The following is a 26,018-nucleotide window of genomic DNA, read 5'->3' on the forward strand; positions in this document are numbered from 1 at the left end:
CAGGCTTCGCTGAAGCCGAGCTGCAATTTAATTGGGTGAGTAGGCGAGAAATTGCCGGGCTGCTTCGGAGTCGATATTGAGCGCCCATTCAGGCTTGGTGGCAGTCAGCTCTCCGCTCATCCAAGACTTCAAATACGACACGGAAAATGTCACACCTGCTTCACACGTTTCTCTACTGCAACCCAGGCTTGCCAGGGTCAGGCGCACACACGCGTCCATGTAGTTATTGGGGCGCTCAACGCCTTGTTGAATGGCCTGTATGCCATGCGCTGAAGCGCCCATGAGGAAGTCCGTTGCAGCGTCGATGCGGTCGAACATAAAGTCACCTGAGGCCTTACCGTTCTCAAGGTCCTTGGCCATGTACTCCGCGACGAGCGTGTTGTGCTGCCACGCATCAACACGGGTGACAAAACCCGCCCATTTTGGATCGAGCAGGGCACGCACCAGGAAAAGCCTGGACGCAACGGCCGCGCGCTGCCAGGGCTCGGTCAGGACGTCATAGACCGGAAGGATGTCGGTGGTCATCTGGTTGTTGAGCTCCTGGCCGATAGCCACGAGCACCTGATCCAGCGAATCGAAATAGTTGTAGAACGTGCCCCGCGATACGTTGGCTTCACGAATCACATCATCAATGACGGGAGCTGCCCCACCCGGCGCTGCGAACACGCGCATCGCCGCATCAAGCAATTTACTGCGCATGACTTGACGTTTTTTCTTGGCGACTTTTGGACGGTGGTCCGATATGGCCGGGGGTGTTTCTTGTGTTTGCACGATCTAGCCTCAAGCGATGACTTGGCGTCAGAGTGACAATTTATAGGTTATTTTTCATAATGACAAATATGTCTAAATAAACCTTGCATGGCGTAAAGTCTTGTCCTACATTCAACTCAATTGTCGGAATGACAATATCGTCATAAAAATAACAGGAGACGAAAATGTTCAACCCCTCACATCCCGCCGCCCGACCTCATCCAACGTCCCCCTGTGCTCGTTCGAATTGGCACGTCACCGTTTTCAAAAGCCATCGAGCCACGGTGCATCTTCGCTGACGGTAAGTTTCTGACGATGTAACCAGATCGGGTGTATGACCCGCACACGGCTGAGCAATCAATGCTCGCTGGGGTATTCGCTCACCCGGAATTTATAAATGACATTTTAGTTCATTATGACATTCGAGGTTGGTATGAGCACAGAAGTGATTTTTCAGGACGTCGATACCCTCACTGCAATTGTTCCGGCACCGACGCTGCCAGAGCTGATCAAACGCGCCGAGGCGCTGCAGCCGCTACTGCGCAAGAACACGGTTGCATGCGAAAAAGACCGCCGCACGTGTGACGAGAACATTGACGCCATTCGTGAAGCAGGGCTGTTCCGGTTGATGGTGCCCAAGCGTTATGGCGGCTACGAAGGCACGCTGCGTTCGCACCTCGAGGTGTCCGCGGCGCTGGGCGAAGCTTGCGGCGGGACCGCGTGGGTCGTTGCATTGACCAACGTGTGTGCCTGGTTCACCTCCCTGTTTTCCGAACAAGCTCAAGACGAAGTATTCGGCGCAAATCCGAACGCTCGGGTCGCCGGGGTGTTCAACGCTTCGCCGACGACTCGGCGAGTAGACGGTGGACTGATCGTCTCCGGAAAATGGTATTCGTCTTCGGGCAGCCTTCACTCCGACTGGGCCGCTGTCGGTGCCGAAGAGCGCGATAGCAACGGCGCTGTCGTCGCACAGTATCTCGCGCTGATGCCTGAATCGGACTACAGCATCGAAGACACCTGGTTCACCGCCGGCATGCGCGCTTCAGGCAGCAACTGCATTGTTGCCGATGAAATATTCGTGCCCGATCATCGTCTGCTGAACCTCGGCGATGCGATTGAGGGCAAATACGCCACCGAATTCAAAGACGAAGTGGCTTACCGCGCGTTGTTCGTCCCGTTTGCTTCGCTGATTCTCAATGGCCCGCAACTCGGCTTGGGCCGCGCTGCGTTGAAATACGTGATCGACAATGCGCCGCGCCGAGCCGTGGCTTACACCTCGTTCGAAAAGCAGACCGACTCGGTCGTGTTCCAGACCCAGATCGCAGAGGCTGCCCTCAAGATTGACACCGCTCACCTGCGTGCTTTCCGCGCCACCGATGAGATTGACGAAGCCTCGCGCCAGGGCATCAAGCTGGATGCTTTGACGCGGGCGCGAATTCGCGCTGACGTAGGCCTGATCAACACCCTGATCACTGACGCGATTAACATTCTGTTGTCCGCTCATGGCGCCGGGAGCTTTTCCGAGGCCAGTCCGATGCAACGCTGGTGGCGCGATTCGAACACTGCAGCACGGCACGCCGTGGCGTTGCCTGCAATAGGGAGCGAGCTATATGGCAAGGCGCTACTGGGCGTGGAAAACACCGTCACGCCGCTGATCTAAGCGCCGCCACGAACCTGAGGATTCTCCTATGGACGCCAAACTTCTGCGCTCAGTAATGGGCCAGTTTGCCACCGGGGTGACCGTCGTCACCTTCGTCGCCGACGGCCAGCCAGCCGGCATGACCGCCAACGCTTTCATGTCGGTCTCGTTGGAACCCCCGCTAATCCTGATTTCAATCCGCAATGCCTCGAGCTTCAACCAGTTTGTTGGTGAGGGCGTGCGTTTTGGGATCAATTTTCTTGCCGAAAGTCAGCGTTGGCTCAGCGGTCATTTCGGTGGGCGCCCGGAGGAGGGAGCTGTGCTGCCTTTCACCTATCACGGGGACACACCATTGCTGGACGGCAGTCTCGTGCACCTCGTCGCACGTACGGTCGACGTGCACCCGGCCGGTGACCACCTGCTCTACATCGGCGAGATCGAGCATGTGCGCATCGGCGCACAACGTAAGCCGCTGCTTTTTTATAGTGGTCGCTACCACCAAATGCACGCCCGCGCGCCAAGCGCCGAGTGGAGTGGTTGCGTCGACGTCTGGTGACGTCCGTCCGTAGCAATAGATAGGCGCCTGAAACAGCCCAATGGGGTATTCCGCGAGGAGTGCCCAGGGGCAGCTCATGCCGATTAAATGTAAACCGAGTGATTTGCCATGACCGCTAACATCCAAGATTTGCCTGTGCAAACAGACAACGACATCGATAAGCAGGAAACCCTTGAGTGGCTCGACGCGCTGGAAAGCATCGCCCTCAATGTAGGTTCCGAACGTGTGGATTTCCTTCTGCAACGTCTCGATGAACATGCCAGCCACTTGGGTGTGCGGCGTTCCGCCCACCCATATTCGCAATATCAGAACAGCATCGCCCTAGAAAAACAGCCGGCGTATCCCGGTGATCTGGCGATGGAGGAACGCATCACTTCGATCATTCGCTGGAACGCTCTGGCGATGGTGGCTCGGGCCAACAAGGCTTATGGAGAATTGGGCGGCCATATCGCCAGTTACGCATCAGCTGCCGAGATTTTCGAAGTGGGGTTCAACCACTTCTTCCGTGCCGATAACGCCGAATCCAAAGGTGACCTGGTCTACTTTCAACCGCACTCCGCGCCTGGCGTTTATGCGCGCGCCTTTCTCGAAGGGCACCTTGATGAGGCGCAATTGAGTCGATACCGCCAGGAAGTCGATGGAGGCGGTTTGTGCTCCTATCCGCATCCTTGGTTGATGCCCGATTTCTGGCAGTTTCCGACCGGTTCAATGGGCATCGGCCCGATCAGTTCAATCTATCAGGCACGCTTTCTGCGCTACCTGGAACATCGCGGTATCGCTGACACCTCCAAGCGCCACGTCTGGGGTGTATTCGGCGATGGCGAGATGGACGAGCCGGAATCCATTGCTGCGTTATCGCTCGCGGCGCGCGAGAACCTCGACAACCTGACGTTTATCGTCAACTGCAACCTGCAACGTCTGGACGGACCCGTACGCGGCAACGGTCAGATTATTCAAGAGTTGGAGTCGCTGTTCAGTGGCGCCGGCTGGAACGTGATCAAGGTGGTCTGGGGCTCGGATTGGGATGCGCTGTTCGCGCGTGATCGTAACAACGTTTTGCTACGCCGCTTCGCACACACCGTCGATGGCCAGTACCAAACCCTGGGTGCCAATGACGGCGCTTACAACCTCGAGCATTTCTTCGATCTTGATCCAGAGTTGCAGGCGTTGGTGTCGCACATGACGCCGCAAGAAATCGACGGACTGCGCCGTGGCGGTCACGACTTCCGCAAGCTTTACGCCGCGTTTGCAGCCGCCAAACAGCATAACGGCCAGCCAACGGTGATCCTCGCCAAGACGAAAAAAGGCTATGGCATGGGACTGGCCGGCGAATCGCGTAACACGTCGCACATGCAGAAAAAGCTCGACGTCGAGGCACTCAGGGCGTTTCGTGACCGCTTTGCGCTTCCGATGGACGACGAAGCGCTGGAGGAAATGCGCTTCTACAAACCCGCTGAAGACAGTGCGGAAATGCGCTATCTGCATGCCCGTCGTTCGGAGCTGGGTGGTTATATGCCGCGTCGCCAAACCCGGGCCGAACCACTGCCGGTGCCAGCGCTGTCCAGTTATGCGCAGTTCGCGCTGACCCCAGACGAGCGCGAAACGTCGACCACGACAGCGGTCGTCCGGTTGTTCACCAACCTGCTCAAGGACAAACAATTGGGCCCGCGCATCGTGCCCATTGTCGCTGACGAGGCTCGCACCTTCGGTATGGCAAACCTGTTCCGTCAGATCGGTATCTACTCACCCGTCGGGCAGCTGTACGAACCGGAAGATGCCGGGGCGATGCTCTACTACAAAGAGTCCAAGGACGGTCAGCTGTTGGAAGAGGGCATCACCGAAGCCGGTGCTATCTCCTCCTGGGTGGCGGCGGCCACGTCCTACAGCGTGAATGGCATCACCATGTTGCCGTTTTACATCTACTACTCGATGTTTGGCTTTCAGCGCATCGGCGACTTGATCTGGGCTGCCGCCGATCAGCGTGCCCGCGGTTTCCTGATCGGCGCCACGGCCGGCCGCACCACGCTGTCCGGTGAAGGATTGCAGCACCAGGACGGCACCAGCCAACTGATCGCTTCCACGGTACCGAATTGCCGCGCCTACGATCCGGCGTTCGCCAGTGAGGTCGCGGTGATCATCGATCATGGCAGCCGACGCATGCTCGAAGAGCAGCATGACGAGTTCTACTACCTGACGGTCACCAACGAGAATTACACCCAGGCGCCACTCACTGAAATTGAGTACGACGCGGTGATCAAAGGCATGCGCCGTTTCGGTGGCCGCGGCGACGAGGGCGTTGCCCCCGCAGTGCGACTGCTCGGCTCGGGTTCGATCCTTCGCGAGGTGATCGCTGCTGCCGAATTGCTCGCCGAGGATTGGGGCGTCAGCAGCGAAATCTGGAGTGTCACCAGCTTCTCCGAGCTGGCGCGTGAAGCCCGCGAGGTAGAGCGCAGCTCGCTGTTTGGCGGCGAACTCAAGGCGCAGAGCTACGTGCAGCAATGCCTGTCCGGCGACATGCCGGTCGTGGCTGCCACCGATTATGTGCGCGGCTATGCGCAACTGATCGCCCCCTATATCCAGGCACCTTACATCGCCCTGGGTACGGATGGCTTTGGCCGCAGCGACACCCGCCCGGCATTGCGCCGTTTCTTCGAGATGGATTGTCAGCACATCGCGGTCGCCGCACTGGCTGCCATTGATCCACAAAAAGCGGCACAAGCCCGTGAGCGCTACGGCATTGACGTCGCCCTCGACGCCCCGTGGAACCGCTGAATCGAGAACAAGGAGACTGACTTATGCAACAACTCATGGTTCCCGATATTGGTGATTTTCAGGACCTGCCGGTGATCGATGTACTGATCAAGCCCGGTGACAAGGTCTCGGTCGAGCAGGCATTGATCACCCTTGAATCCGACAAGGCGGTGATGGATGTGCCCAGCACCCGTGATTGCACGATTCGTGAGGTACTGATCAAACCCGGCGACATCGTTTCCAGGGGCAGTGTGATTGCCCATGTCGATTTTGCCGATATCACCGAAGTCCAGCCAGCGATAACGGCAGCACCCGTGACCACCTCGACGCCCGTTGCGGTGGCTCCAGTGAGTGCTCCGGTGGTTGCCCCGGTGCCATCGGCAGTCACACCGACGGAAGAGGTCGTTGCCAACGCCAACAAGCCGCGCACTGCGTCGATGGCCCTAGCCGGTCCCGCCGTCCGCAAGCTGGCCCGTGAACTGGGTGTTGATCTGGATGAAGTAAAGGCCAGCGATCCCAGCGGTCGAATTCAGCGTGACGACGTCAAGGCTTTCGTCAAAGCCCAGCGAGCCATGCCCACACCGACGGCTGGCACAGGCTCTGGCCTTAGTGTGCTGCCGTGGCCGGTGGTCGACTTCGCCAAATTCGGCCCGATCGAGCGCCGTTCGATGTCGCGTCTTAAGCGCATCTCTGCGGCCAACCTGCATCGCAATTGGGTGAGCATTCCGCACGTCACCAATCACAGTCAAACCGATATCAGCGATCTCGAATTGTTGCGTGTTCAGCTCAATCAGGAGGCGAGGGAAGGGCAGGCCAAGATCACTTTGCTGGCGTTTTTGATCAAGGCGAGTGTGGCTGCGTTACAGCGGTTCCCGCAGTTCAATGTGAGCCTGGAAGGCGAGGAAGTGGTGCACAAGCAGTACTTCCACATCGGTTTCGCTGCCGATACGCCCAACGGCCTGGTGGTCCCGGTGATTCGCGATGCGGATCGAAAAGGTATCGCGGAGCTCGCCGCTGAAATGGCCGAACTCTCGCAATTGGCACGCAATGGCAAGCTTTCCGGAGATCAGATGCGCGGCGGCTGCTTCACCGTTTCGTCGTTGGGCGGCATTGGCGGGGGGCATTTCACCCCGATCATCAACGCACCGGAAGTGGCGATTCTGGGCGTCGGCAAGGCATCCATGCAGCCCACTTGGGACAGCTCGGCATTCCAGCCGCGGCTGCAATTGCCGTTATCGCTGTCGTGGGATCACCGCGCCGTGGACGGCGCTGAAGCCGGCCGGTTCCTCGCCTATCTGGTAACTCTGCTGGCGGACTTCCGCCGTGTCTCGATCTGACTCATCACAACAAGAACAAGGAGAACGAAAAATGACTGCTCTGCAAGCAACCAGCCTCGATACCGGCGCTCAACGCATTGCGCCCTTCAAAATGGCTCACCTGGTCTACCGCTGCGCCGATCGCAAATCCATGGTCGAGTGGTACCGCAAACTGTTCCAGGCCGACCTGGTGTTCGAGGACGACATACTGACCTTTATCACCTACGACGATGAGCACCACCGCCTGGCCTTTTTCAACATGCCGGAGTTGCCGGAAAAAACCGACAACATGGTCGGTGTTCATCACATTGCTTACAGCTATCAGAGCATTGGTGAGGTGTTGGCTACGTATGAACGTCTCAAGGGGCTCGACATCTTGCCGGTCTGGACTATCAACCACGGGCCAACCACGTCGGTTTACTACCGAGACCCGGAAGGCAACGACATCGAGTTGCAGGTCGACAACTTCGTTGATGCCGCCGATGCCGCTGCCTTCTTTCATTCCGAGACCTTTGCCGCTAACCCGATTGGCACCGAATTCGACGCCAATGAACTGGTCGCGATGTGGCGTGCAGGCGCCAGCGACGAGCAGCTTTGCGCATTGGGCACCGCCGCCACTGGCGTAAACCTTGGCCCTCAATACAGGTAAACAGCATGAAACTTTGTACGTTCCAGATCCAGGATGACGCCCCTTCTGTTGGCTTGGTTGTAGGTGAGAAGGTTATTCGCATCACTGACCATTTCAACGCGGCACCCGGCAGCATGATCGAGTTGATCACAGCGTGGGCCGATTGGCGCGAGCCTCTGCAACAGTTGGCCGGGAGCGGTGCGAGGGGCATTGCACTTGATCAGGTCACTCTGCTGGCACCGGTGCCGCGCCCGGGCAAAATCCTCGGCATCGGCCTCAATTATGCCGACCATGTCGAGGAGTCGGGCATGGATATGCCGGCGGACCAATTGTGGTTCGCCATGATGAGCACGGCGGCCAATGGTCCATTCGCTCCTGTCGATTTGCCGAAAGTGTCCGAGGCCCTCGACTACGAAGCTGAAATGGTCTTCATCGTCGGGCAGCGCTGTCGCCATCTCACCCCGGAAACTGCGCGAACGGCCATCTTCGGTTACTGCGTTGGCAATGACGTCAGCGTCCGTGACTGGCAGCTGCGTACTTCGCAATTCACCTTGGGCAAGTCGTTCGACACCCATGCGCCATTCGGCCCGTGGCTTGTCACTGCCGATGACATCGAGGATCCCCATCAATTGGGTATCCGATGCTTCGTCAACGACGAGAAACGGCAGGACTCAAACACCGACCAGCTGATTTTCGACTGCTTCCAGCAAATCGAGCATCTCTCCAAGGTCATGACGCTTGAGCCTGGTGACGTCATTTTTACTGGAACGCCGGGCGGTATAGGCGCGGCAACAAAACCACCGCGCTGGCTGCGAAAGGGCGATCGGGTTCGCGTCGAAATCGACGGGCTCGGCGCCATCGAAAACGTGGTGCGCACCGAAGTCTGATGTGTGTAGAGCCAGGGCCGCGAACACACCGCCAGCGGTCCCTGGAATGTCCATCCAGGAGAACCAACCATGAATGAGCAAGCGATCGTAGACACCATTACGGAGCTGGAAAGTGCGCGTTGTCGTGCGCTGGTGGAAGGCAACCTCGGCACGTTGGGCGAGCTGGTCGATGACCAGTTGGTGCATATCCATGCCACCGGCCAGGTCGATGATAAGACCGGTTATCTGCGGCTGGTCGAGGATGCCATCCGCTTCCTGCGTGTTGAACGGCATGACCTTCAAGTGCGTGTTTATACCGACGTGGCGGTCGCCACCGGTCGTCTGTTGCAGAGCATCGAACTTCGCAACAGCGGTGAGCGTCGCGAGATGGATGTGATCACCACGCAGATTTGGTTACGCCGCGATAACGCCTGGCGCCAGATCAGTTTCCAGGCCACCAACATCTAACCCCATCAACGTTCCAGCCCACCCGTGACGGTGGGTTTCTGACAATAAAAACAAGAGACAGAAGATGAAAAACATCAAGGTGAAAGCACTTGGTGCGGTTCTGGCCGCCCTCGCGATTGTGAACTGCTATGCCGATGAATCTGAAAAGCCCGGCGAAGGCACGTTGTTTCGCAGCATGTTCGGCGACAGCCTAGAGCGCGATTACGGCATCACCGTATCCAACCTGCTGGATATAAGTTATTCGCGTAATAACCGCTCTATCCGAAAAGAACGAGAGGACGGGCTGAGCAATTTACCAATCACTGGCATGTCTGATGAAGGGGTGGAATTGGGTAGCCTTCACCTTTTCGTTGATAAACAACTCAAAGGCAATTTCATCCCGCGCATCTCTCCGTTACCGGGCCCAAAATCAGAAGATTTTTCTTTCGGTTTTACCGCCGAACTCAACTATGGTCGTAACTCCCAGTTCGCCAGGACTTATGGCTGGGATATGGCTCTGGACATGAACGAGCAAGTCAATTCCAAAGCACAGCGTGACAAAGATTATTTCCTCTCGATTCCCAATTCAGCCGTAGAGATGTACGTCCCTTATGGCCCTGGTGTCAGTTTCATGGCTGGCGTATTCGGCCCCGCCATAGGTTATGAAATCCCGCCCAATGTTCGCTTCGCGCGAAACCCTTTTGCCAGCAAAACTTACGCCTTTGTCAGCGAGCCCGGCACAGTCGCCGGGGTGCTCGCGAGTAGCCGTGTCTATAACGGGGACTTGGGTATCCTGGGGCTCGAAATGGGTGTGGTGCAGGGTTGGAATAACCTTCGCGACAATAACGACGACAAATCGCTGATGGGCGCGATGCGCTGGCGCACACAGGATATGAATACCTGGATCGATTATGAATTCATTGTCGGTAATGAACAGAATGACGACTTTAGTGATGTGCAGGCACCGCCCTCGCGAGTTGTTTCGCCGTCGGGGCAATTCAAGCAGCAACACTCGTTGAATGGCTGGCACAAATTTGACCAGCACTGGTCGATGGGCGCCGAAGTTGTTTATGGCCGTCAGAATGGGGATGGAAAAGCCTCGACTGTAGATGTCGTCAATGGTCCTGGTTTCGACGGCGCCTCCTGGTGGGGGGCCAACGCGGTGGTTACCTATCAGATTCAACCGCAGCTGTCCTGGTCCCTGCGGGGTGACCACTTCAGTGATCCAGATGGTTTTATCCTCTTCCCGACAACGACTGCCCGAGGTGACTTCAACGCTGTCACCACGGGTTTTCGTTATGACGTCAACAAATATCTGTCGCTGCGTCCGGAACTGCGTTACGACTGGTTCGATGCGCGAGATCATGACCGTCCATACGGCAACGGTCGCGATCGCACGCAACTGAGCACTATGGTCGAGGCGCTCTATTATTTTTAGTACTGCTTCAACGCCATCGCTCGTTGTCAAACTCACCGAGCGATGGTTTTTTGCGCCTGCTATCTGTCCCGTTTCAAAAGTACACCAGCGCTTCCACGGTAGCGGTCACCTGGTTACGGGCATCGCCTTGACCAAACGGATGTGCATCGTCGCGACCATCGAACCAGTCGTAACGCAGTTCCGGGCGCAGTGACAGATATTTGTTGATGTCGTAACGCACCCCCGTGGTGACAGCGTTGAACGCGCCGCGAGAGGTGGAGGAGGGAAACAGAACATAGCCGTCCGGGTCGTCGAAATGCTCGGCGCGCACTGAGAACGACAAATCCTTGCGCTGCTGGTAGGTCAGCACGACGTTGGCACCCCACCAATGCGCGCCATCAAAACCGGGTCCGGTGACGATGTCGACGGTGGAAGCCTTGCCGTCGCCGTCCTGATGGCCGTAGACCATTTCCCCACCCATCGACCATTGCTCATTGAACCGATGCCAGCCATTGAGCGAGTGTTGCTGCTTGAACTGGCCGTCGCTGGAGATCAGCCGTCCCCGGGGCGTTTGAACGTCGCTGCGGCTGTCATTCTGCGAGTCGCCGACAAGAAACTCATAGTCGATCCAGGTGTTCATATCCGGTGTGCGCCAACGCAAAGCCCCCAGCATCGCCTTGCTATCGTTGTTGTCGCGCAGATTGCCCTGACCCTGAATCACCCCCAGTTCGGCACCGAGTAACATGCTGGAGTTGTTGATCAGACGTTTACCCAGCAGGAAGCCGGAAACAGCCCCGGATTCGGTCATGAAGGCATAGGAACGGCTGGCGAACGGGTTGCGTGCGGCCCGTACGTTGGGTGGTATTTCGTAACCCAGTCCTGAGCCGAAGATGCCGGCGATCGCGGTGAAGCCACCTGCATACGGCAGGTAAGCCGTGGCGGCAATGTTGGGGACGGCGAGAAAGTTCTGCTTATCGCGGCGGGCCTTGTCTGCATCGTTATCGCCGGGCGAATTGATGCCCCAATGCATATCCCAGCCATACGTGCGGGCCTGTTGAGCATTGCGGCCGTAGGCGGCCTCAAGCGTAAAGCCGAAGGAGGCTTCGGTGGGCGTTGGACCGGGCAGAGGTGTCACCCGCGGGATGAAGTTTGCCTTCAACGCTTTATCGGCAAACAGGTGAAGGGTCGCGAGTTCAAAACCTTCATCAGAAAAACCTGCGATCGGTGTGTTGGTTTGCCCTGACTTGCGATCATCGTGGGATGAGTTGTTGTTGTGCGAGTAACCGCCGTCCAGCAGGCCGGATACCTTGATGCCGTAATCGCGCTCCAGCGAGTCGCCGAAAATGCTACGAAACACGGTGCCTTCGCCGACGTCGGCAGGCTGGCCGGCAAGACAGTGGCTTGTTGCGAGTGCGAGCAGAACCGCACCAAACGATTTGACGTTGATGTTCTTCATGGGGCTTCTCTTATTTTTATCGGGGAAGCGGCCACCCACTGGCCACTAGCTGCGGCCGTCAGTTGGTAGCGGGTATTCCCACCACTCGGTTCAGGCGCCAGAAGCTGAAGATGCCGAGCGCCGCGATGCCGGCGGGAATGGCGGCCGCCACCAGCAGATCACTCGTTGACCATTGTAGGTGCAGCAATGTGGCGCCAATGAAAGGTCCACAGATGCCACCCAGGCGACCGACACCCAGCGTCCAGCCAGTACCGGTGGCGCGCAATGCGGTCGGATAAAAAGTGGCGGTCATGGCGTTCAATGCCGCCTGACCGCCGAGGATGCCAAAGCCTGCGACAGCGATTGTTAGGTAAGCGAGATTGATCGAAGCGTAGAAATGGCTGAACAAAAGGATGGCGATGGCAGACACGATAAACGTGGGCACCAGCACGGCGCCGAAACCACGGCGGTCGACAAACCAGCCCAGCAGCCAGCCGCCCGCCAAGCCACCCAGCCACATAGATGTGCCAGCAAGCACCGCTTGCGAAGGGGTATGGCCTGCGCCGCTCATCAGTACCGGCGTCCATGAGGCGAGGAAGTAAACGCAGAGCATGTTCATAAAGTTGATCAGCCACAACAACAGCGTGCCCGGCAGCCGACCCTCGGCGAACAACAGAGAGAACGACAGGCCTTTCTTGCGCGGTTCACCGAGCACCAGGACAGTCTGTGGATCGATCTGCAGGCTAGGCTCGATGCGTTTGAGGATGGTCCTGACACGGTCGAGCTGGCGTGCACGCAGTACGCACCATTGCAGTGATTCGGGTAGGGCGAAAAACATCAGCACACCCAAGCACAGCGGTGCGATGGCGCCCAGGTAGAACACCGCTTGCCAGCCATACTGTGGAATCAGCGCGGCTGCGACAGCGCCGCCGACCAGGCCGCCGACCACCATGCCTGACGACACCAGGGTCAACAGCATGACGCGGTTGTGCCTCGGCGCAAATTCCGTCACCAGGGTAGCAACGTTCGGCACGATGGCACCCATGGCGATACCGGTGAAAAACCGTAGCGTCATCAGACCATCCACCGTCGTCGCGTGGGCGGTGAAAAACATCAAGACCGCCATCACCAGCGAGGCGGCTACAAGCACTGGCCGCCGCCCCACGCGGTCGGCCACCGAGCCCAGCGCAAGCGACCCGATCAACATGCCGAGCATGCTGATGCTGAACACCGGACCCAGGTTTGCTTTGGGAATACCCCAATCGGCAATGAGGCTGGGGGCTGCATAGGCCATGGCTTGAATATCGAAGCCATCGACGACCATGCACAGGAAGCACTGAACGAGCACAAGCAGCTGAAAGGCGCCCAACCGGCTTCTTTCGACGATCGCGCAGATGTCGAGTTGATTGTTCACAAGCAAATACCTCTGTTGTAATTATTTTCGGTAATAGCGGTGTTTGGTTTGCAATATCGGAACGAGTGGAGGGTGCGGATAAGCGCTCGGTTAAAAGGTTGGTAATCGCGGCGTGTCAGTCAGCGAGCCATGCGCGAGCTTCAGCCCGCATGCCTTGTTCAAGCTCGCTGCCGCGAGTGGCAAACAGACGATTGAGTGGAAAACCGCTCTTATCCAACAGATAGGCCAGTGGCGCGTATTCACGCGGATAACGCGCTACGAGGTCACGATCAATCTCGACCAGGCCTTGTGGGAAAGTGAAGCTACCCATGTCATAGATGCTTTGGCGCTTGACCAGCTTCCACAGGCCTTCGCGTTTTTCGGCCAGGTCATAAAAACGGTTGTGCACGCTGCACCCCAGACCCAGCTTGACGTTTTCGGCCACGATTACCGCGTTGGTTTCGACAATGGCTTTATTGCCGTTGAAGGTCACCACCGGGGTGCCGATCAAGTGTTTGGTGCGCAGGTCGGAGTTGCCCATGCGCTTGGACCCTTCGACAAACTCGGCGAACGGCCCTTCAAACCAGGTGATTTCAATGGTCCCGTCAGGATGAGCGAGGTTGGCCAACTCTTCCCATTGGCCCAGGTCGCGGTGAATCCAGCCGGTGATCAGGTCAGTGATTTGGAGACGGTCTTCGAGGTAAGTCTGCATGAGGTGTCCTTGGCAGGTAACAGAGTGTCGGATTCAGCATCGCCCTCTGGACAGATAACTTCAAATAGATTGATATGAAGGATCGATCATTAAATCTGATGAGGCTTACGGCAATGGATCTGCGGCATTTACGTTATTTTCTGGCCGTTGCCGAGGAAGGCCATTTTGGTCGGGCCGCTCAGCGTCTGCACATCGTTCAGTCCGCCCTGAGCATGCAAATCCGTTCCCTGGAGGAAGAACTCGGCGGGCCTCTGTTCTTGCGTACCAGCCGTCGCGTAGAGCTCACGGAGGCGGGTGCCCTGCTGCGTGCCGAAGCACAACGCACCCTCGATCAGGCGGCGCACGCCCAACAAGTGGTGCAGCGGTCTCTGCGCGGCGAAATGGGCACCGTACGGATTGGCTTCGCCGGCAACGCCGTGTTCAGTGGTAGGTTAATGGCCGACGTTCGCGCCTTTCGTAAGGCGTTCCCGGACGCGGAGGTCGTCCTGCGCGAGTTGGCGCCGCACCTGCAGGTCGAAGCTATTCAGAACGGGCAGCTGGATTTGGGTTATGCCCCGAGTCATGGCGGACAGGCCCTAGACAACGCACTGCTGTTTGAGCGGATTGGAACGTGGCCCTTGGTCGTTGCGATGCCTGAGGACCATCCGTTGGCGAATCAGCAGCCTTTGCGCGTGCCGATGCTGGGTGCCGAGTCGTTGATCGTCTATGCCGCCCACGGCGCGGATGAACATATGCTTGCTGCGCTTCGTAAAGCACTGGGGCGTGAGCCCAAGGTTCAGCGCACCACCAGCACCTTGAGTGTGCTGGCATTGGTGGCCGCTGGAATGGGCGTAGCACTGGTGCCCGCGCCTTTGATACAAGTCATGATTCCCGGCGTGATCTATCGAACATTCGATGACGTAGAACCACAAGCCGACCTATTGCTCATCAGCCGCGTGAATGAAACTGCGGGTGCGGTACACGCGTTCCTGAAGGTTGCACGCCAAGGAGGAATGGCCGCTGCGACTCCAAGACAGTCCTGACTGGCAAGCTTCTCTTAGTCGTGCCAGCAGCGGTACCAGCCATTTTTCTCGCTGATGTGTAGCGGGGTCTGATACAGCTCCGACAATTTTTTACTCGTCAGAATGTCGGGTTTTGGGCCGTCAGCAATAATTTGTCCTCGGTTGATCAGCACCACGCGGTCAATTTCCGGAATGATCTCGTCAACGTGGTGAGTGGTGACTATCAATGACCGACCTTCACTGCAAAAGCTGCGCAACAGTGTCAGCATTGCCAGACTCGCTCCCATGTCCAGGCCATTGGCGGGCTCATCGAAAATCAACGCCTCGGGATGATGAACAAGCGCTCGGGCCAGCAGGAGGCGTCTTTTCTGGCCGGTTGAAAGACGTTGAAACATGCAGGACTCGTCCCACGAAATCCCCAATGTCGTCATCAGTCCTTGCGCACGAGCGATCTGCGATTGCGTCGGTTCAAGATGCTCGTGACTGCCAATGGTCCCAAAAAAGCCTGAAACAACAACTTCCAATGCCGTTGTGTAGGGGGTGTAACTCTCCTGCAGGTCGTGCGATACAAAGCCGATTTTCTCCCGCAGTTGCCAAAGGTGAATCGTCTCGCTGCCAAAGAGCTTGAGATAACTGCCCTCCTGCGCAACCGGATAGAGTTCTCGGCTTATCAGTTTGAGGAGGGTGCTTTTACCCGCGCCGTTGGGGCCCAGGATCGCAATACGCTCCTGCGGCTCAATCTTCAACGACAACCGATTGAGGACCTTCGTCTGCTGCTGATATGCGGTGACTTGATGAAATTCGATCATGTGTAAAACCTTGCAGAAAGATTGCTGAACGCCCGAACTAGATGCGGAACCTGTTGATGTGCCCGCGCAGGCCTGCGGCCAGACGCGAGAGTTCTTCGCTGGTCGCATCAATCTTTACTGCGCCGGCCGAGGTTTGTACGGATAGATCACGGATGCTGATCAAGCTCCGGTCAATTTCCCGAGAGACCTGGGCCTGTTCCTGCGAGGCACTAGCGATGACGACGTTCATTTGACTGATCGTCTCGACAGCAACTGTAACCTGTTGCAATGCCGAATCCGCTTCTTGAGCAATGCCCAAGGTCGAATGGACGCGTTTGGTGCTCAGTTGCATGGAGCAAAGCGTTTGAGTCGCCACGGTGCGCAACTCGATGATCATTTGCTCGATCTCGCCAGTCGATTGCTGCGTCCTGAATGCCAATGCCCGTACTTCCTCGGCGACGACGGCGAAACCACGACCTGCTTCGCCAGCCCGGGCAGCCTCGATCCCGCATTAAGCGCCAGAAGGTTAGTCTGCTCGGCAATCGACCGTATGACGTCAAGCACCCGGTTGATGCTGGACACGCTGTTTGCAAGCTCCTCCACGCGATCAGCGGTAATCGAGATGCCCTCTACTACTACCGAGAGCGACTGAAGGGTTTCCACGACGCGGTATTTCCCGGTTTGTGCCGCCACATCCGTCGTTCGTGAAACGTGTGCCATTGCCGACGCATTTCTCGCTACTTCATCGACCGCAGCGGTCATTTCATTCACGGCCGCGGCGGCTTGCTCGATTTCCCTGTTCTGTTCCTGAAGTCCGCTCGTGGCGGTCGCTATCACTGAATGAAACTGCTGCGAGGACGAAGCCAGCAGGGTGGAGGAGTCGGTGATACGCAGTACGGTATCGTGAAGATTGCCCTGCATGGCCTTCAATGCCTGAAGCAATAAGGCCGGCTCATCGTTTCCCGTATCGTCGATTGAAGAGGTCAAATCACCTCGTGCAATGTTCTCCGCTACCTTAAGAGCGTTCAGCAGTGGCTGGTTAATACTTCTGGTGTAGAGCGTCGCCAGCAGTACTGTCAGCAAGGAGGCCAGCGCCAGTGCCGCAATGACCCCGGTCACGACACGATCACGTGTCTGCTGTTCAGTTTCAGCAGCCTGGTGATAGTGCGTCAGATAAAAATCCAGCAGTTGACCCGCGCTTGCACCCAGCTCCATGGCAAATTTATCGATAGGCCCTTTGAGTATTTCTGTAGCTGCCTGCTGTTGACCCACTGCTGCCAGTCTGATCACTTCTAGCTGTTCATGCCGGAACGCTTTCGAGGCGATCAAATAGCGTTTGAAGATTTCCTGCTCCGACTTTTCGTGCAGGTGCGCGGCAAAATCATCTTGCTGCCGTTGAACGCTTTCGAGTACTTGCGTCAACGCAGCCTGATTGGCAGCCAAGGCAAGGGGATCCTGTAGAACAACCATTCGAAAGGTCATTATTCCGGCTCGATCCTCCGTTGTGTTCAAAGCGGCAAGCCGGATGATGGCGGGAACCCAGACCTCTCTGATGGCTTCGGACTGCTCGCTCATTTGCTTGACCATACTCAATGAGAACAGGCCAAGCAGCAGGACAACCAAGCCAATCGAGCCAAAGCCGAAAATTGAGCGCGGTGCCAACTTCATTTTTCTGAAAAACAACGGATGTGTCCTCAAAGAAGGGGATCGCAGCGTGCGCAATGATGGACGCTTGGTATTTGCGCGCTGTCAAAGCGAACATCAGTTAAGACGGCGCCGGCTTGTGGCCGGCGCCGTTACTTCAATGAAACGCTTAAGGAAAATCAGTGACCGGCGATCGTGGCGCCAGGCACTGGCACGCACATCGTGTGCGTGACGGGGAGCGTCGTGCTTGTGAACGCACACGCCCATTCCGACTTCCTGTCGCTCTCCTGATGAAGAGTGAATTTTTTACACGCTGTCTATGCCTTCAACCGCAGGTTCGGACACTCTGGCGGGGGCGGTCTCACGTAAACAGGTTGCGACCAGCAACCCGACCACTACAGCGCCAAGTGCCAGATACATCGTGTTTTCGATCCCGTGATGCTGTGCGATATAGCCCGCGATAGCAGGCGCTACGCCGCCGCCAAAAATCTCACCAATGCCCACGACCAATCCGGTAGCGGTCGACGTCAGGGCGGCTGGAACGGACTCACTCGTGAGTGGCCCGACCGTCATGCAGATCATGCTGAAGTTGAAAAAAATCATCAGAAACAACAACGCGAACAACTTAATCGGTTCGGCACCAGTGCCCATCAGCAGCCAAAGAAACACACCGGTGGCGACGAACGATATGAGTACCACCGGTTTACGACCGATGCGGTCCGACACAGCAGGCATGATCAATTGCCCGAGAAAACCACCCAGGCCAATGGCCGACATGACGAAGCCCATCTGCTGTACTTCCAGGTGCAAATAATCCATTAAGTAGTTAGGCATCATCACGCTGATCACGAACAGGCAGGTCAGCATGCAGAACATGCCGACGATGTTCAGTAACACGTTGCGATAGCGCAGTGCATCCAGCCAGCGCGGGTGATCCAAAGCGGCACTGGCTTCGGCTGTTTTCGGAGTGGCTGCACGGGTTTCCCGCAAGTAACGGTACATCGCCAATGCCAGCAAGAAACCCGGCAGCGAAACGATCACGAATACCCAGCGCCACGACGGAACGATCAGCAACAGTTGCGTGGCGAGGATGGGCGCGAGACCCAAGCCGAGGATCGGGAAAAACGCCTGCTGAATGCCAATGTTCATCCCGCGTCGGCGGGGATGCGATGACTCTGCCGTGGCCGCCAGAGCTGTCGGGGTGAAGGCGCCTTCAGATATGCCCATGATCGCGCGGATCAGCATCAACCCGCCGATGCCGGTCGCCAAACCGGAAAGGCCTGCGAGCAGCGAAAACACCAGCACGGCCGGAATCAGAACTTTGCGTCGACCGATATTATCGGACAGCCGCCCCATGAAGATCGAAGAAATCCCCCAGGCCAAACCCAGTACCGCTGTCACGTTGCCCAGATCCTGATAGTTAAGGCCCAGGTCTTTCATCATCACCGGGAATAGCGGCAGAATGATGAACCGGTCCAGGCCCACGAGGCCGAAGCCCAAGGCCAGCAGAGCTACCGCTGTGAACTCGTAACGCACATCCCACGCATGCTTATTGTTATTCATGGTTGTTACTCGGGTGGAGTTGAGGGTTAGCGGCCGTATGCAAGCCCGGTCGCCAAGGGCTTAGAAATAAAACAGCGCTTCAACCAGGCCGGTCAGCTGCGTGCTGTTGCGACCCGCGCCAAACGGGTGATCGTCGGCATTGCCATCGAACACGTCATAACGCACTTCAGGGCGCAACGAGACGTACTTGTTCAGGTCATAGCGCAGGCCCGCAGTGAGGGCATTGAAATTGCCGCGAGCGGTAGATACAGGCAGCAGGATGAAACCGTCGGGATCGGCAAAATGTTCGGCTCGCACCGAGTAGGAGAGGTCTGGGCGTTGCTGGTAGGTGAGCACCGCGTTGGCACCCCACCAATGGGCTCCATCGAAACCAGGACCGTTGATGATGTCGACGGTCGAGGCCTTGCCGTCACCGTCCTGACGGCCATAAACCAGCTCGGCGCCCATCGACCAGTTTGAGTCGAAACGATGCCAGCCGTTGAGCGAGTGTTGTTGTTTGAACTGACCTTCTGGCGACACCAGGCGCGACGTTGGAGCCTGCACATCGCTGAAGCTGTCGTTCTGTTCATCGCCCAGGATGAACTCATAGTCCACCCAAGTCTGCATGTCCGCAGTACGCCAACGCAAGGCCCCCATCATCGACTTCTGGTCGTTGTTATCGCGCAGGTTGTTCCAACCCTGGACGACGCCCAATTCGGCACCAAGGATCGACGATTCACCGTTGTACAATCGCGTGCCGAGAAGCACGCCACTTACGGTTCCCGGCTCGCTAACGAAGGCGTAAGTCTTGCTGGCAAACGGGTTACGCGCGACACGAATGTTGGGCGGAATTTCGTAGCCCAAGGCCGGGCCGAATACCCCAGCCATGGCAGTTATTCCAGGGCCGTAAGGCAGGTAGGCGGTTGCGGCGATGTTGGGGATGGCAAGGAATTTCTGCTTGTCGCGCTGGGCTTTGGCCAGATCGTTGTCGCCCGGTGAGTTGACGTCCCAGTGCATGTCCCAACCCGTGGTGCGGGCGAACTGGGCATTACGCCCGTAGTTCATTTCGAAGGTGAAACCGAAGGAGGCTTCGCTCGGCGCAGGACCTGGCAACGGCGTGATGCGTGGCACCATGGTGCCCTTCAGTGACTTGTCGACGAACAGATGCAAGCTACCCCATTCCAGGCCCTCGTCTGCGAAACCAACCACCGGGAGATTGCTCAAACCGTCCTGACGCTGATCATGCGTCGACCGATTATTGCGAGAGTAAGCGGCGTCAAAAAGGCCTGAGACCTGAATCCCATAATCCTTTTCCAGAGTGTCTCCAAAAACGCTACGAAACAGCGTGCCTTCACCCGATTCAGGGCCTTCGGATGCGTGTGTGTTGAGCGTTGCGAAGGCGGCCAGAACCGCACCAAGCGTTTTCACCTTGATGTTGATCATTATCTGTCTCTTGTTTTTGTTGTCAGAGTTTTAAAGGGAGGGGGCATCCATGCCACCAATAAATCGTGTCAGGCGTGACAGGCCTTTCCACCGTTTTCGACGTGAGGTTGGCTGCTTTTTTGCAGTTGCTCACGCAGGGAGTTGATCAATTTGGGCAGCGCAGACAGCTCTGCAACTCCGCCATAGCAGTAGTAGTCGGGGCGCACGATGAGGGCTTTGAGTCCGGCTTCGGCCATGAACTGCAGGTATTTTCCAGAGACGTCGCGATAAATGCCCTTGGCACTGTCAGCCGTTTCTGCGAATCGAACGACTTTCAGGTCGTAGTCACGAATGAACGCCAGGTGTTCAAGGTCGAGCGCTGCCAGAGGATCTTGGTCACCTCTGACCAACAAGTGGAAACCGCGTCCGATAACTTCGTCGTAACGGCTGACCTTGCCACCGATTTCGATCGAACCGTGTACCCCAAGAATGCCGCGCAATTGACCATCCTTCTGCAGTAGGCCATCGGTTAAACCCGGGAACGGCGGCAATGGCGCAACGTTGCCGCTCAAGTACGCTGCGTCGCGCTCGGCCGCTTTGACCGGGTCGGACACGCAGACGACTTTGCCCATGGCCATGGACGCTTCGATCACTGCGCGGATCTGCGGCTTGCGTTCCAGGGTGTAGCTGTCCAGCAGCGTATTGTCGGTCAGACCGCGAAGCAGCAAGTCCAGACGCCAGGACAGATTCCAGGCATCACGAATCCCCGAGCACATGCCTTGACCCATGAACGGTGGCATCACGTGGGCCGCATCGCCGGCCAGCATCACCCGGCCGCTGTGCCAGTTCGAGGCAATGCGCGAGCGGAACTGATAGACCGCGTGGCGTACCAGGTCAGCGGTGTCCGGTGTCACCCAGCGCGACAGCAGCGACCAGACCTTATCGGTGTCTTGCAGGTCTTCGATGGTTTCGTGGGGCAGGCGCATGAATTCCCAGCGACGATAACCGGGGCCGCCGGGGACCATGGTGGTGGGACGCTCGGGGTTGCACCACTGGCCGATGTCCGGCACATCCAGTTGCACACCGGGCTTGGGCTGCAGATCGACCACCAGCCAGTCTTCCTGAAAGCCCAGGTCTTGCCATTCAATGCCCAACGACTGACGCACGAAGCTGTTGGCGCCGTCAGCACCTATCACGTAGCGAGCGCGGACACTTTGCTGCTCGTCACCGAGTGAGAACTTGCCGTCTTCGCGAATGACCCGATTGAGAACCATGTCGCAGCCATTGGCGTCTTGCTTGAGCGCAGTGGCTTCCCAGCCCTGATGGATCTGCACGTTGTTACCGATGCTTTTGGCCTTGCGATCTAATGCGGCTTCCAGCAACGGCTGGTTGAACAGGTAGCCGAACGGTCCGTCACTGATCGATTCGGCGGACCAATCGATTTCTACCAAGACTTTCCAGTCAGCGTTGAACCACTGGTAGCGTGCCGACGGCTGGGAGATTTTGTCCAACTCATCACCAAGCCCCATGGCGAGGAAAATACGGCGAATCTCATGATCGTAGAAAACCGCACGTGGGAGCGGGTAAAGCGCTGGCCAACGTTCGAATACGGCCACCGAGTAACCCATTTGACCCAATAGAATGGCCAGGGTCTGGCCTACAGGACCGTAGCCGGCAATGGCTACATCGACTGTGGTTTGCTGATTCATGTTCTGTGCCTCGTGTACTTCGCAATGATTTCCGGGCATGGCCGGCCCCGTCGCGCGAGTGGGGACGCTCGCGCAGTGCAGGTATTCAGGCTTGTTAAAGCGGGATTGGACGACTCAGGCGGGTGCCGGGGTGTCCGCTTCAGTATTGAAAATGAAGTTGTCCGGCACGTCCGGGCCCCATAGGTACAGGGAGTTTTGCGGCGGGTAGTCGCCGGCGGGCCATTCGACACCTTCGCCGATGTAGTCCATGTCTGCCGAGTATTCGCAGAACGATCCCCACGGATCCTGCACGTAATGAAAGTAGTTCGAACCCAGGCAATGACGGCCGGTACCCCAACCTTTCACGTGTCCCGCCGCCGCCATTTGCGAAGCACCCGCGCCAACTTCATCGATGCTGTCGACTTCCCACGCAGCGTGGTGCCAGCCCTTGGCGCTGCTCTTGGCGAACGCCACCAGATGATGGTCGCAACCGTGGGGAGCGTGACTGAAGGCGATAATGTCCATCGACTTGTCGGAGAGTTTCAGGCCCAGGGCCTGTTCGTAAAAGTCCAGCGCACCGAGTACGTCGGGGGTGAACAACAGGACATGGGACAAGCGACGAGGGCGGACCTTCGCCATGGCATCGCGGGTCGTCGCGCCGCGGCTGTTGGGCGGGGTACTGCTGTTGTGGGGAGCTGATTTTTGGTCGGGCATGGTTTTATCGCCGACCTTCACCTGCAGCAGGTTGCCGTCCGGGTCACGGAACCAGATTCCGGCTTCGGGACGGTCTTCAAAACGCCCACCCGCGGCTTCGATCTGCTGGCGCAAGGCAGTGTAATCCTGCTCGTAGCAGTTGAAACTCAGATAAGCGAGCGACTTGGACGCGGCAGGGAAGACTTTGGCCCAGACGTGGCCGTCGGTTGCTCGCAAGAGGAGTTGATTCGGTTCACGTTGAACGTCGAGACCAAAGCTTTCGAAGAACTGGCAGGCTTCGTCCAGAGACGGAACGTTCAGCGCGTAATGATCGATTGAATGCACACCATGGGACACGCTCATGATTGCCTCCATTTAATTATTCTTGTTGTGAGACGCAGGGGCGGGTTCGGCCCTGCGCCGAGTTTGAAGCTGTGTTTGTTATAAGACTTCGTCGACAACCGGGTTGACCAGTTTGCCGATGCCCTCGATCGACACTTCGACCACATCACCCGCTTTCAGATAGACCTTTGGATTCATGCCAAAACCAACGCCGGCCGGGGTGCCGCTGACAATCACGTCGCCGGCTTCCAGCGTCACGGCTTCACTCAGCGTAGAGATGATAGTCGCGACGTCGAACAGCATGTCGTTGGTGTTGGCCGATTGTACGACCTTGCCGTTCACACGCGTCTCAAGCAGCAAACCTTTGCCACCCGCTGGCAACTCATCTGCCGTCACGAGGACCGGACCAAATGCGCCGGTGTCATCGAAGTTTTTGCCGACGGTCCACTGAGGCGAGATGAACTGGTAGTCACGTACCGAGCCTTCGTTGAACAGCGCGTAACCGGCGACGTGATTGAGCGCATCGTCCTTTTTGATGTGACGGCCACCGCTTTTCAAAACCACCGCCATTTCACCCTCATAGTCGAGTGTGTCGGAGATGCGTGGACGAATCAGCGGTTTGTTGTGGGCTGTCAGGCTCGAGTTGAAGCGAGGGAACAGGGTCGGGTAGCTCGGCTGAGCGTAAGGGGACTCTTTGGTGTGGTCGGCATAGTTCAAACCCACGCACACAATCTTGGTCGGGCGCTGCATTAGCGGTAGGTAAGCATTTTCGTCTATTTCGACCAACTCGCCGTTGGCGTCGGCACCGTGAGTAGTCAGATCGACTCCTCGTGCTAACAGCGACTCAAGAGATTCAGAACCCAGTACGCGTACGCCTTCGGCAGTGACGACACCCAGGACAGGTTGACCTTGATTGAGGAAGCGGACGTAACGCATGGCAGGTTTCTCTTGTTGATTTGAATGGGCGCCGGCTGTGTAGGGGGTACCGACTGCGTGCTCACAAAGCTAGAGTCAAAAAAATATGCCGTCAATAAAAAAATATATATTTTTATAGATGTGAGAAATTATTCACTCTGTGTATGATTTGCGCAGACAATGCGAAAAATGGAGTCGACCGTGAATTCCCCTCTGATCAACTGGCAATCGGCCGAGCCCACTGAAAAGCGCACCATGGCCTCGCAGCTAGAAGCCCTGATTCGCCAGGACATCATCAATGGCCGATTGGCCCCAGGCAGTCGCCTGCGCCTCAAAGAATTGGCCGAAGCCTACGACGTCGGCGTGATTCCGCTGCGCGAAGCGTTGTCGCGCTTGGCCAGCAGTGGCTTCGTCTCCGCAGCCGATCAGAAAGGTTTCAGTGTCGGTCGGATCTCGGCAGCAGAAATCGCCGACATCACCGCCGCTCGATTGCACATTGAATGCAAGGTGTTGGCCGATTCGATTCGCCAGGGCGATGTGGAGTGGGAGAGCCGCGTCCTTGCCGCCCACCACCGGCTGGATCGCCTGACCATCGTCGAAGGACCTGAGCGGCTGCTAAAACCGGAATGGGAAAACGCTCACGAAGTGTTCCATCAGGCGCTGATCTCTAGCTGCAATTCTCCGACACTGCTGCGCCTGTGCTCGTCCCTGCGCGACCAGACCGCGCGCTATCGGTTTCTATCGATGCACTATCTCGAAAGTGCCGTGCGTGATGTGCCCCACGAACACCGTCAGTTGATGGAGGCGGCGCTGGCCAAAGACATCGACATGGCGTGCGAATTGCTCTCATGCCACTATCAGACCACTACCGATTCGGTGCTCAAACACGCATTATTAGGCTAGTTTTGACGTTCTCTCGACCAGAGGTCGGGTCAATGATTCGACGGTCGTTGGAATCTGCTTGACTTCAATTTCGGCCTGATTGAGCAACCACTCGTAAATGGGGTCCTGCCGAGATAAGGAGAAAACTAAGACATTTGCGTCGCAAGCTGTTTATCTATAAAAGGTTTCCGCGTAAACCACTTAGGTTTCACTGAAGGATGGGCGCAAACCTCCACCCATCCTTGTATGCCTGTCGCGCGATCTCTGTGTAGCCTGCGAGAACCAACTTTTAATATTCAGCCCGTGTGCTGCGCTGCAGAGTTTGTCGTCGGCAACACAGTGAGGTAGGGGTTGCTCATAGGGACGTCATTGAACAGCCGCAGAGGATCATTCAGCAGGTAACCATGTAGCCTGCGTGATTTACGCGGCCCGGTAACTTCACAGGTCCAGATGTTCAGGCCGTTCTCCTGCTTTCGGTGCAAGTCCAGCTTCTCGAAGCGCTTTTGCACCCACTGCCAGTCTGTCACTTTGTCTTCTTTGGCGAAGACGGCTGACTGTGGGTGTTCCTGTGCGTAACGTTGAAACAGCCCAGGACTCACCAGGTACACGGTATCGGCCACGGTATGCACCAGAGCCTTCGCGTCATTGATGATCAGTTTGCGGGTATCAATATGCTGGCGCAGCCAGACCATGAAGTGTTCGCCTGATCGCCATCGTCGGATCAGTTTCGTCGTTCAGCAGGTTGGCTGTGCGATCAGGAATCTGGGGGTTCTGTTCCACCACCATTATGCGTTTGAAGTGCTTCAACTCACTCATGTTGTACGCGACCACGAACAGGGTCGCGGCCAGAGCGCACAGGGGGGATGTTCGAGGCCAAAGGTGCCATGAACAGAATAATCAGTATCAAGGTGACGGCGTGCGCGATGCCGGCCAGCGGGCTGGTGCCACCATCAGGGATATTGGTGGCAGTGCGGGCAATCGCACCAGTGACTGCGAAGCCGCCAAACAGTGGCGTTACCGGATTATCGATCTTCTGGCCGATTAGCCCCTGATTGGAGTCGTACTTGGTGACCGCCATGCCATCGGCCACCACAGCATGATGCAGCGACTCTGCTGCTCCGAGCATGGTGATAGCCTGATCAACTGCATGATGCCGCTGAGATGTCTATGTAGGCGTAGACTTGAATTGGG

20 protein-coding genes and 3 pseudogenes are annotated in these 26,018 nt (G+C 57.2%); 10 read left to right on the plus strand and 13 right to left on the minus strand.

Translation table 11 applies throughout. The annotated features are described in order from the left end of the window. Positions 1 to 27 precede the first annotated feature (27 nt). Positions 28 to 771: a TetR/AcrR family transcriptional regulator gene (locus tag ACA062_RS08960; protein WP_497456064.1), complete on the minus strand. Its 744-nt coding sequence runs from the start codon at positions 769 to 771 to the stop codon at positions 28 to 30. Positions 772 to 1,183: 412 nt separating this feature from the next. On the opposite strand from ACA062_RS08960, the gene ACA062_RS08965 reads away from it, so the two are divergent. From ACA062_RS08965 to ACA062_RS09000, 8 genes are all read left to right on the plus strand, one after another. Next, positions 1,184 to 2,410, plus strand: coding sequence for an acyl-CoA dehydrogenase family protein (locus tag ACA062_RS08965; RefSeq protein WP_497456065.1), 1,227 nt, complete (start codon positions 1,184 to 1,186; stop codon positions 2,408 to 2,410). 28 nt (positions 2,411 to 2,438) lie between these two features. After that, entirely contained in the window at positions 2,439 to 2,945 is a 507-nt protein-coding gene (locus ACA062_RS08970; protein ID WP_497456066.1) for a flavin reductase family protein, read from the plus strand. 108 nt (positions 2,946 to 3,053) lie between these two features. Beyond that, positions 3,054 to 5,717, plus strand: coding sequence for an alpha-ketoglutarate dehydrogenase (gene mdeB / locus ACA062_RS08975; protein ID WP_497456067.1), 2,664 nt, complete (start codon positions 3,054 to 3,056; stop codon positions 5,715 to 5,717). A 23-nt stretch (positions 5,718 to 5,740) separates the two neighbouring features. Continuing rightward, positions 5,741 to 7,033: a 2-oxo acid dehydrogenase subunit E2 gene (locus tag ACA062_RS08980; RefSeq protein ID WP_497456068.1), complete on the plus strand. Its 1,293-nt coding sequence runs from the start codon at positions 5,741 to 5,743 to the stop codon at positions 7,031 to 7,033. A gap of 31 nt (positions 7,034 to 7,064) precedes the next feature. Beyond that, positions 7,065 to 7,661: a VOC family protein gene (locus ACA062_RS08985; RefSeq protein WP_497456069.1), complete on the plus strand. Its 597-nt coding sequence runs from the start codon at positions 7,065 to 7,067 to the stop codon at positions 7,659 to 7,661. A 5-nt stretch (positions 7,662 to 7,666) separates the two neighbouring features. Continuing rightward, positions 7,667 to 8,527, plus strand: a complete 861-nt coding sequence (locus ACA062_RS08990; RefSeq protein WP_497456070.1) for a fumarylacetoacetate hydrolase family protein — start codon at positions 7,667 to 7,669, stop codon at positions 8,525 to 8,527. Between the two features lie 69 nt (positions 8,528 to 8,596). Then, positions 8,597 to 8,974 carry a nuclear transport factor 2 family protein gene (locus ACA062_RS08995; protein ID WP_497456071.1) on the plus strand — a complete coding sequence of 126 codons (378 nt, stop codon included), beginning with the start codon at positions 8,597 to 8,599 and terminating at the stop codon, positions 8,972 to 8,974. Between the two features lie 64 nt (positions 8,975 to 9,038). Next, positions 9,039 to 10,391 carry an outer membrane beta-barrel protein gene (locus ACA062_RS09000; protein ID WP_497456072.1) on the plus strand — a complete coding sequence of 451 codons (1,353 nt, stop codon included), beginning with the start codon at positions 9,039 to 9,041 and terminating at the stop codon, positions 10,389 to 10,391. A gap of 73 nt (positions 10,392 to 10,464) precedes the next feature. Here the strand turns inward: ACA062_RS09000 and ACA062_RS09005 are convergent, their stop codons facing one another. The 3 genes from ACA062_RS09005 to ACA062_RS09015 form a co-directional block, all read right to left on the minus strand. Next, complete coding sequence (locus ACA062_RS09005) at positions 10,465 to 11,826, minus strand: outer membrane beta-barrel protein (protein WP_497457386.1); 1,362 nt, start codon at positions 11,824 to 11,826, stop codon at positions 10,465 to 10,467. Positions 11,827 to 11,884: 58 nt separating this feature from the next. Continuing rightward, the gene (locus ACA062_RS09010) at positions 11,885 to 13,219 is read right to left on the minus strand and encodes an MFS transporter (protein ID WP_497456073.1); all 1,335 of its coding nucleotides are present in this window, start codon (positions 13,217 to 13,219) and stop codon (positions 11,885 to 11,887) included. Between the two features lie 115 nt (positions 13,220 to 13,334). After that, positions 13,335 to 13,910: a nuclear transport factor 2 family protein gene (locus ACA062_RS09015; RefSeq protein WP_497456074.1), complete on the minus strand. Its 576-nt coding sequence runs from the start codon at positions 13,908 to 13,910 to the stop codon at positions 13,335 to 13,337. A 113-nt stretch (positions 13,911 to 14,023) separates the two neighbouring features. Between ACA062_RS09015 and ACA062_RS09020 the strand changes: the two genes are divergently transcribed. Next, positions 14,024 to 14,932: a LysR substrate-binding domain-containing protein gene (locus ACA062_RS09020; RefSeq protein ID WP_497456075.1), complete on the plus strand. Its 909-nt coding sequence runs from the start codon at positions 14,024 to 14,026 to the stop codon at positions 14,930 to 14,932. A gap of 14 nt (positions 14,933 to 14,946) precedes the next feature. Here ACA062_RS09020 and ACA062_RS09025 read toward each other — a convergent pair whose 3' ends face one another. The 7 genes and pseudogenes from ACA062_RS09025 to ACA062_RS09055 form a co-directional block, all read right to left on the minus strand. Next, positions 14,947 to 15,720: an ABC transporter ATP-binding protein gene (locus ACA062_RS09025; RefSeq protein ID WP_497456076.1), complete on the minus strand. Its 774-nt coding sequence runs from the start codon at positions 15,718 to 15,720 to the stop codon at positions 14,947 to 14,949. Positions 15,721 to 15,757: 37 nt separating this feature from the next. Beyond that, positions 15,758 to 17,367, minus strand: a pseudogene (locus tag ACA062_RS09030) (methyl-accepting chemotaxis protein). A 282-nt stretch (positions 17,368 to 17,649) separates the two neighbouring features. Further along, positions 17,650 to 18,906: an MFS transporter gene (locus ACA062_RS09035; protein ID WP_497456077.1), complete on the minus strand. Its 1,257-nt coding sequence runs from the start codon at positions 18,904 to 18,906 to the stop codon at positions 17,650 to 17,652. A 60-nt stretch (positions 18,907 to 18,966) separates the two neighbouring features. Further along, positions 18,967 to 20,328: an outer membrane beta-barrel protein gene (locus ACA062_RS09040; protein WP_497456078.1), complete on the minus strand. Its 1,362-nt coding sequence runs from the start codon at positions 20,326 to 20,328 to the stop codon at positions 18,967 to 18,969. A gap of 68 nt (positions 20,329 to 20,396) precedes the next feature. Then, the gene (gene mhpA, locus ACA062_RS09045) at positions 20,397 to 22,016 is read right to left on the minus strand and encodes a bifunctional 3-(3-hydroxy-phenyl)propionate/3-hydroxycinnamic acid hydroxylase MhpA (protein WP_497456079.1); all 1,620 of its coding nucleotides are present in this window, start codon (positions 22,014 to 22,016) and stop codon (positions 20,397 to 20,399) included. Between the two features lie 114 nt (positions 22,017 to 22,130). Then, positions 22,131 to 23,051, minus strand: a complete 921-nt coding sequence (locus ACA062_RS09050; RefSeq protein ID WP_497456080.1) for a VOC family protein — start codon at positions 23,049 to 23,051, stop codon at positions 22,131 to 22,133. A gap of 78 nt (positions 23,052 to 23,129) precedes the next feature. Then, the gene (locus ACA062_RS09055; protein WP_497456081.1) at positions 23,130 to 23,966 is read right to left on the minus strand and encodes a fumarylacetoacetate hydrolase family protein; all 837 of its coding nucleotides are present in this window, start codon (positions 23,964 to 23,966) and stop codon (positions 23,130 to 23,132) included. 180 nt (positions 23,967 to 24,146) lie between these two features. On the opposite strand from ACA062_RS09055, the gene ACA062_RS09060 reads away from it, so the two are divergent. Next, a complete protein-coding gene (locus ACA062_RS09060; RefSeq protein WP_497456082.1) occupies positions 24,147 to 24,848 on the plus strand; it encodes a GntR family transcriptional regulator in 702 nt (233 codons plus the stop codon). Positions 24,849 to 25,123: 275 nt separating this feature from the next. Here the strand turns inward: ACA062_RS09060 and ACA062_RS09065 are convergent. Together ACA062_RS09065 and ACA062_RS09070 are read right to left on the minus strand one after the other, a co-directional pair. Then, positions 25,124 to 25,534 (minus strand): annotated as a pseudogene (locus tag ACA062_RS09065) (conjugal transfer nickase/helicase domain-containing protein); the annotation flags it as partial. Continuing rightward, a pseudogene (locus tag ACA062_RS09070) lies at positions 25,524 to 25,962 on the minus strand (SulP family inorganic anion transporter); the annotation flags it as partial. The pseudogenes ACA062_RS09070 and ACA062_RS09065, both read right to left, overlap by 11 nt. Between the last annotated feature and the right edge of the window lie 56 nt (positions 25,963 to 26,018).

It is taken from the genome of Pseudomonas sp. LBUM1679 (assembly GCF_059695565.1).

Bases quoted from the DNA above. Each gene is read 5' to 3' on its own strand.
- ACA062_RS09005 (WP_497457386.1), bottom strand. From the start codon at position 11,826: ATGAAGAACATCAACGTCAAATCGTTTGGTGCGGTTCTGCTCGCACTC.
- ACA062_RS08970 (WP_497456066.1), top strand. From the start codon at position 2,439: ATGGACGCCAAACTTCTGCGCTCAGTAATGGGCCAGTTTGCCACCGGG.
- ACA062_RS09040 (WP_497456078.1), bottom strand. From the start codon at position 20,328: ATGATCAACATCAAGGTGAAAACGCTTGGTGCGGTTCTGGCCGCCTTC.
- ACA062_RS09015 (WP_497456074.1), bottom strand. From the start codon at position 13,910: ATGCAGACTTACCTCGAAGACCGTCTCCAAATCACTGACCTGATCACC.
- mdeB (WP_497456067.1), top strand. From the start codon at position 3,054: ATGACCGCTAACATCCAAGATTTGCCTGTGCAAACAGACAACGACATC.
- ACA062_RS08965 (WP_497456065.1), top strand. From the start codon at position 1,184: ATGAGCACAGAAGTGATTTTTCAGGACGTCGATACCCTCACTGCAATT.
- ACA062_RS08990 (WP_497456070.1), top strand. From the start codon at position 7,667: ATGAAACTTTGTACGTTCCAGATCCAGGATGACGCCCCTTCTGTTGGC.
- ACA062_RS08995 (WP_497456071.1), top strand. From the start codon at position 8,597: ATGAATGAGCAAGCGATCGTAGACACCATTACGGAGCTGGAAAGTGCG.
- ACA062_RS08980 (WP_497456068.1), top strand. From the start codon at position 5,741: ATGCAACAACTCATGGTTCCCGATATTGGTGATTTTCAGGACCTGCCG.
- ACA062_RS09050 (WP_497456080.1), bottom strand. From the start codon at position 23,051: ATGAGCGTGTCCCATGGTGTGCATTCAATCGATCATTACGCGCTGAAC.
- ACA062_RS09025 (WP_497456076.1), bottom strand. From the start codon at position 15,720: ATGATCGAATTTCATCAAGTCACCGCATATCAGCAGCAGACGAAGGTC.
- ACA062_RS09055 (WP_497456081.1), bottom strand. From the start codon at position 23,966: ATGCGTTACGTCCGCTTCCTCAATCAAGGTCAACCTGTCCTGGGTGTC.
- ACA062_RS08985 (WP_497456069.1), top strand. From the start codon at position 7,065: ATGACTGCTCTGCAAGCAACCAGCCTCGATACCGGCGCTCAACGCATT.
- ACA062_RS09035 (WP_497456077.1), bottom strand. From the start codon at position 18,906: ATGAATAACAATAAGCATGCGTGGGATGTGCGTTACGAGTTCACAGCG.
- ACA062_RS09020 (WP_497456075.1), top strand. From the start codon at position 14,024: ATGGATCTGCGGCATTTACGTTATTTTCTGGCCGTTGCCGAGGAAGGC.
- mhpA (WP_497456079.1), bottom strand. From the start codon at position 22,016: ATGAATCAGCAAACCACAGTCGATGTAGCCATTGCCGGCTACGGTCCT.
- ACA062_RS09000 (WP_497456072.1), top strand. From the start codon at position 9,039: ATGAAAAACATCAAGGTGAAAGCACTTGGTGCGGTTCTGGCCGCCCTC.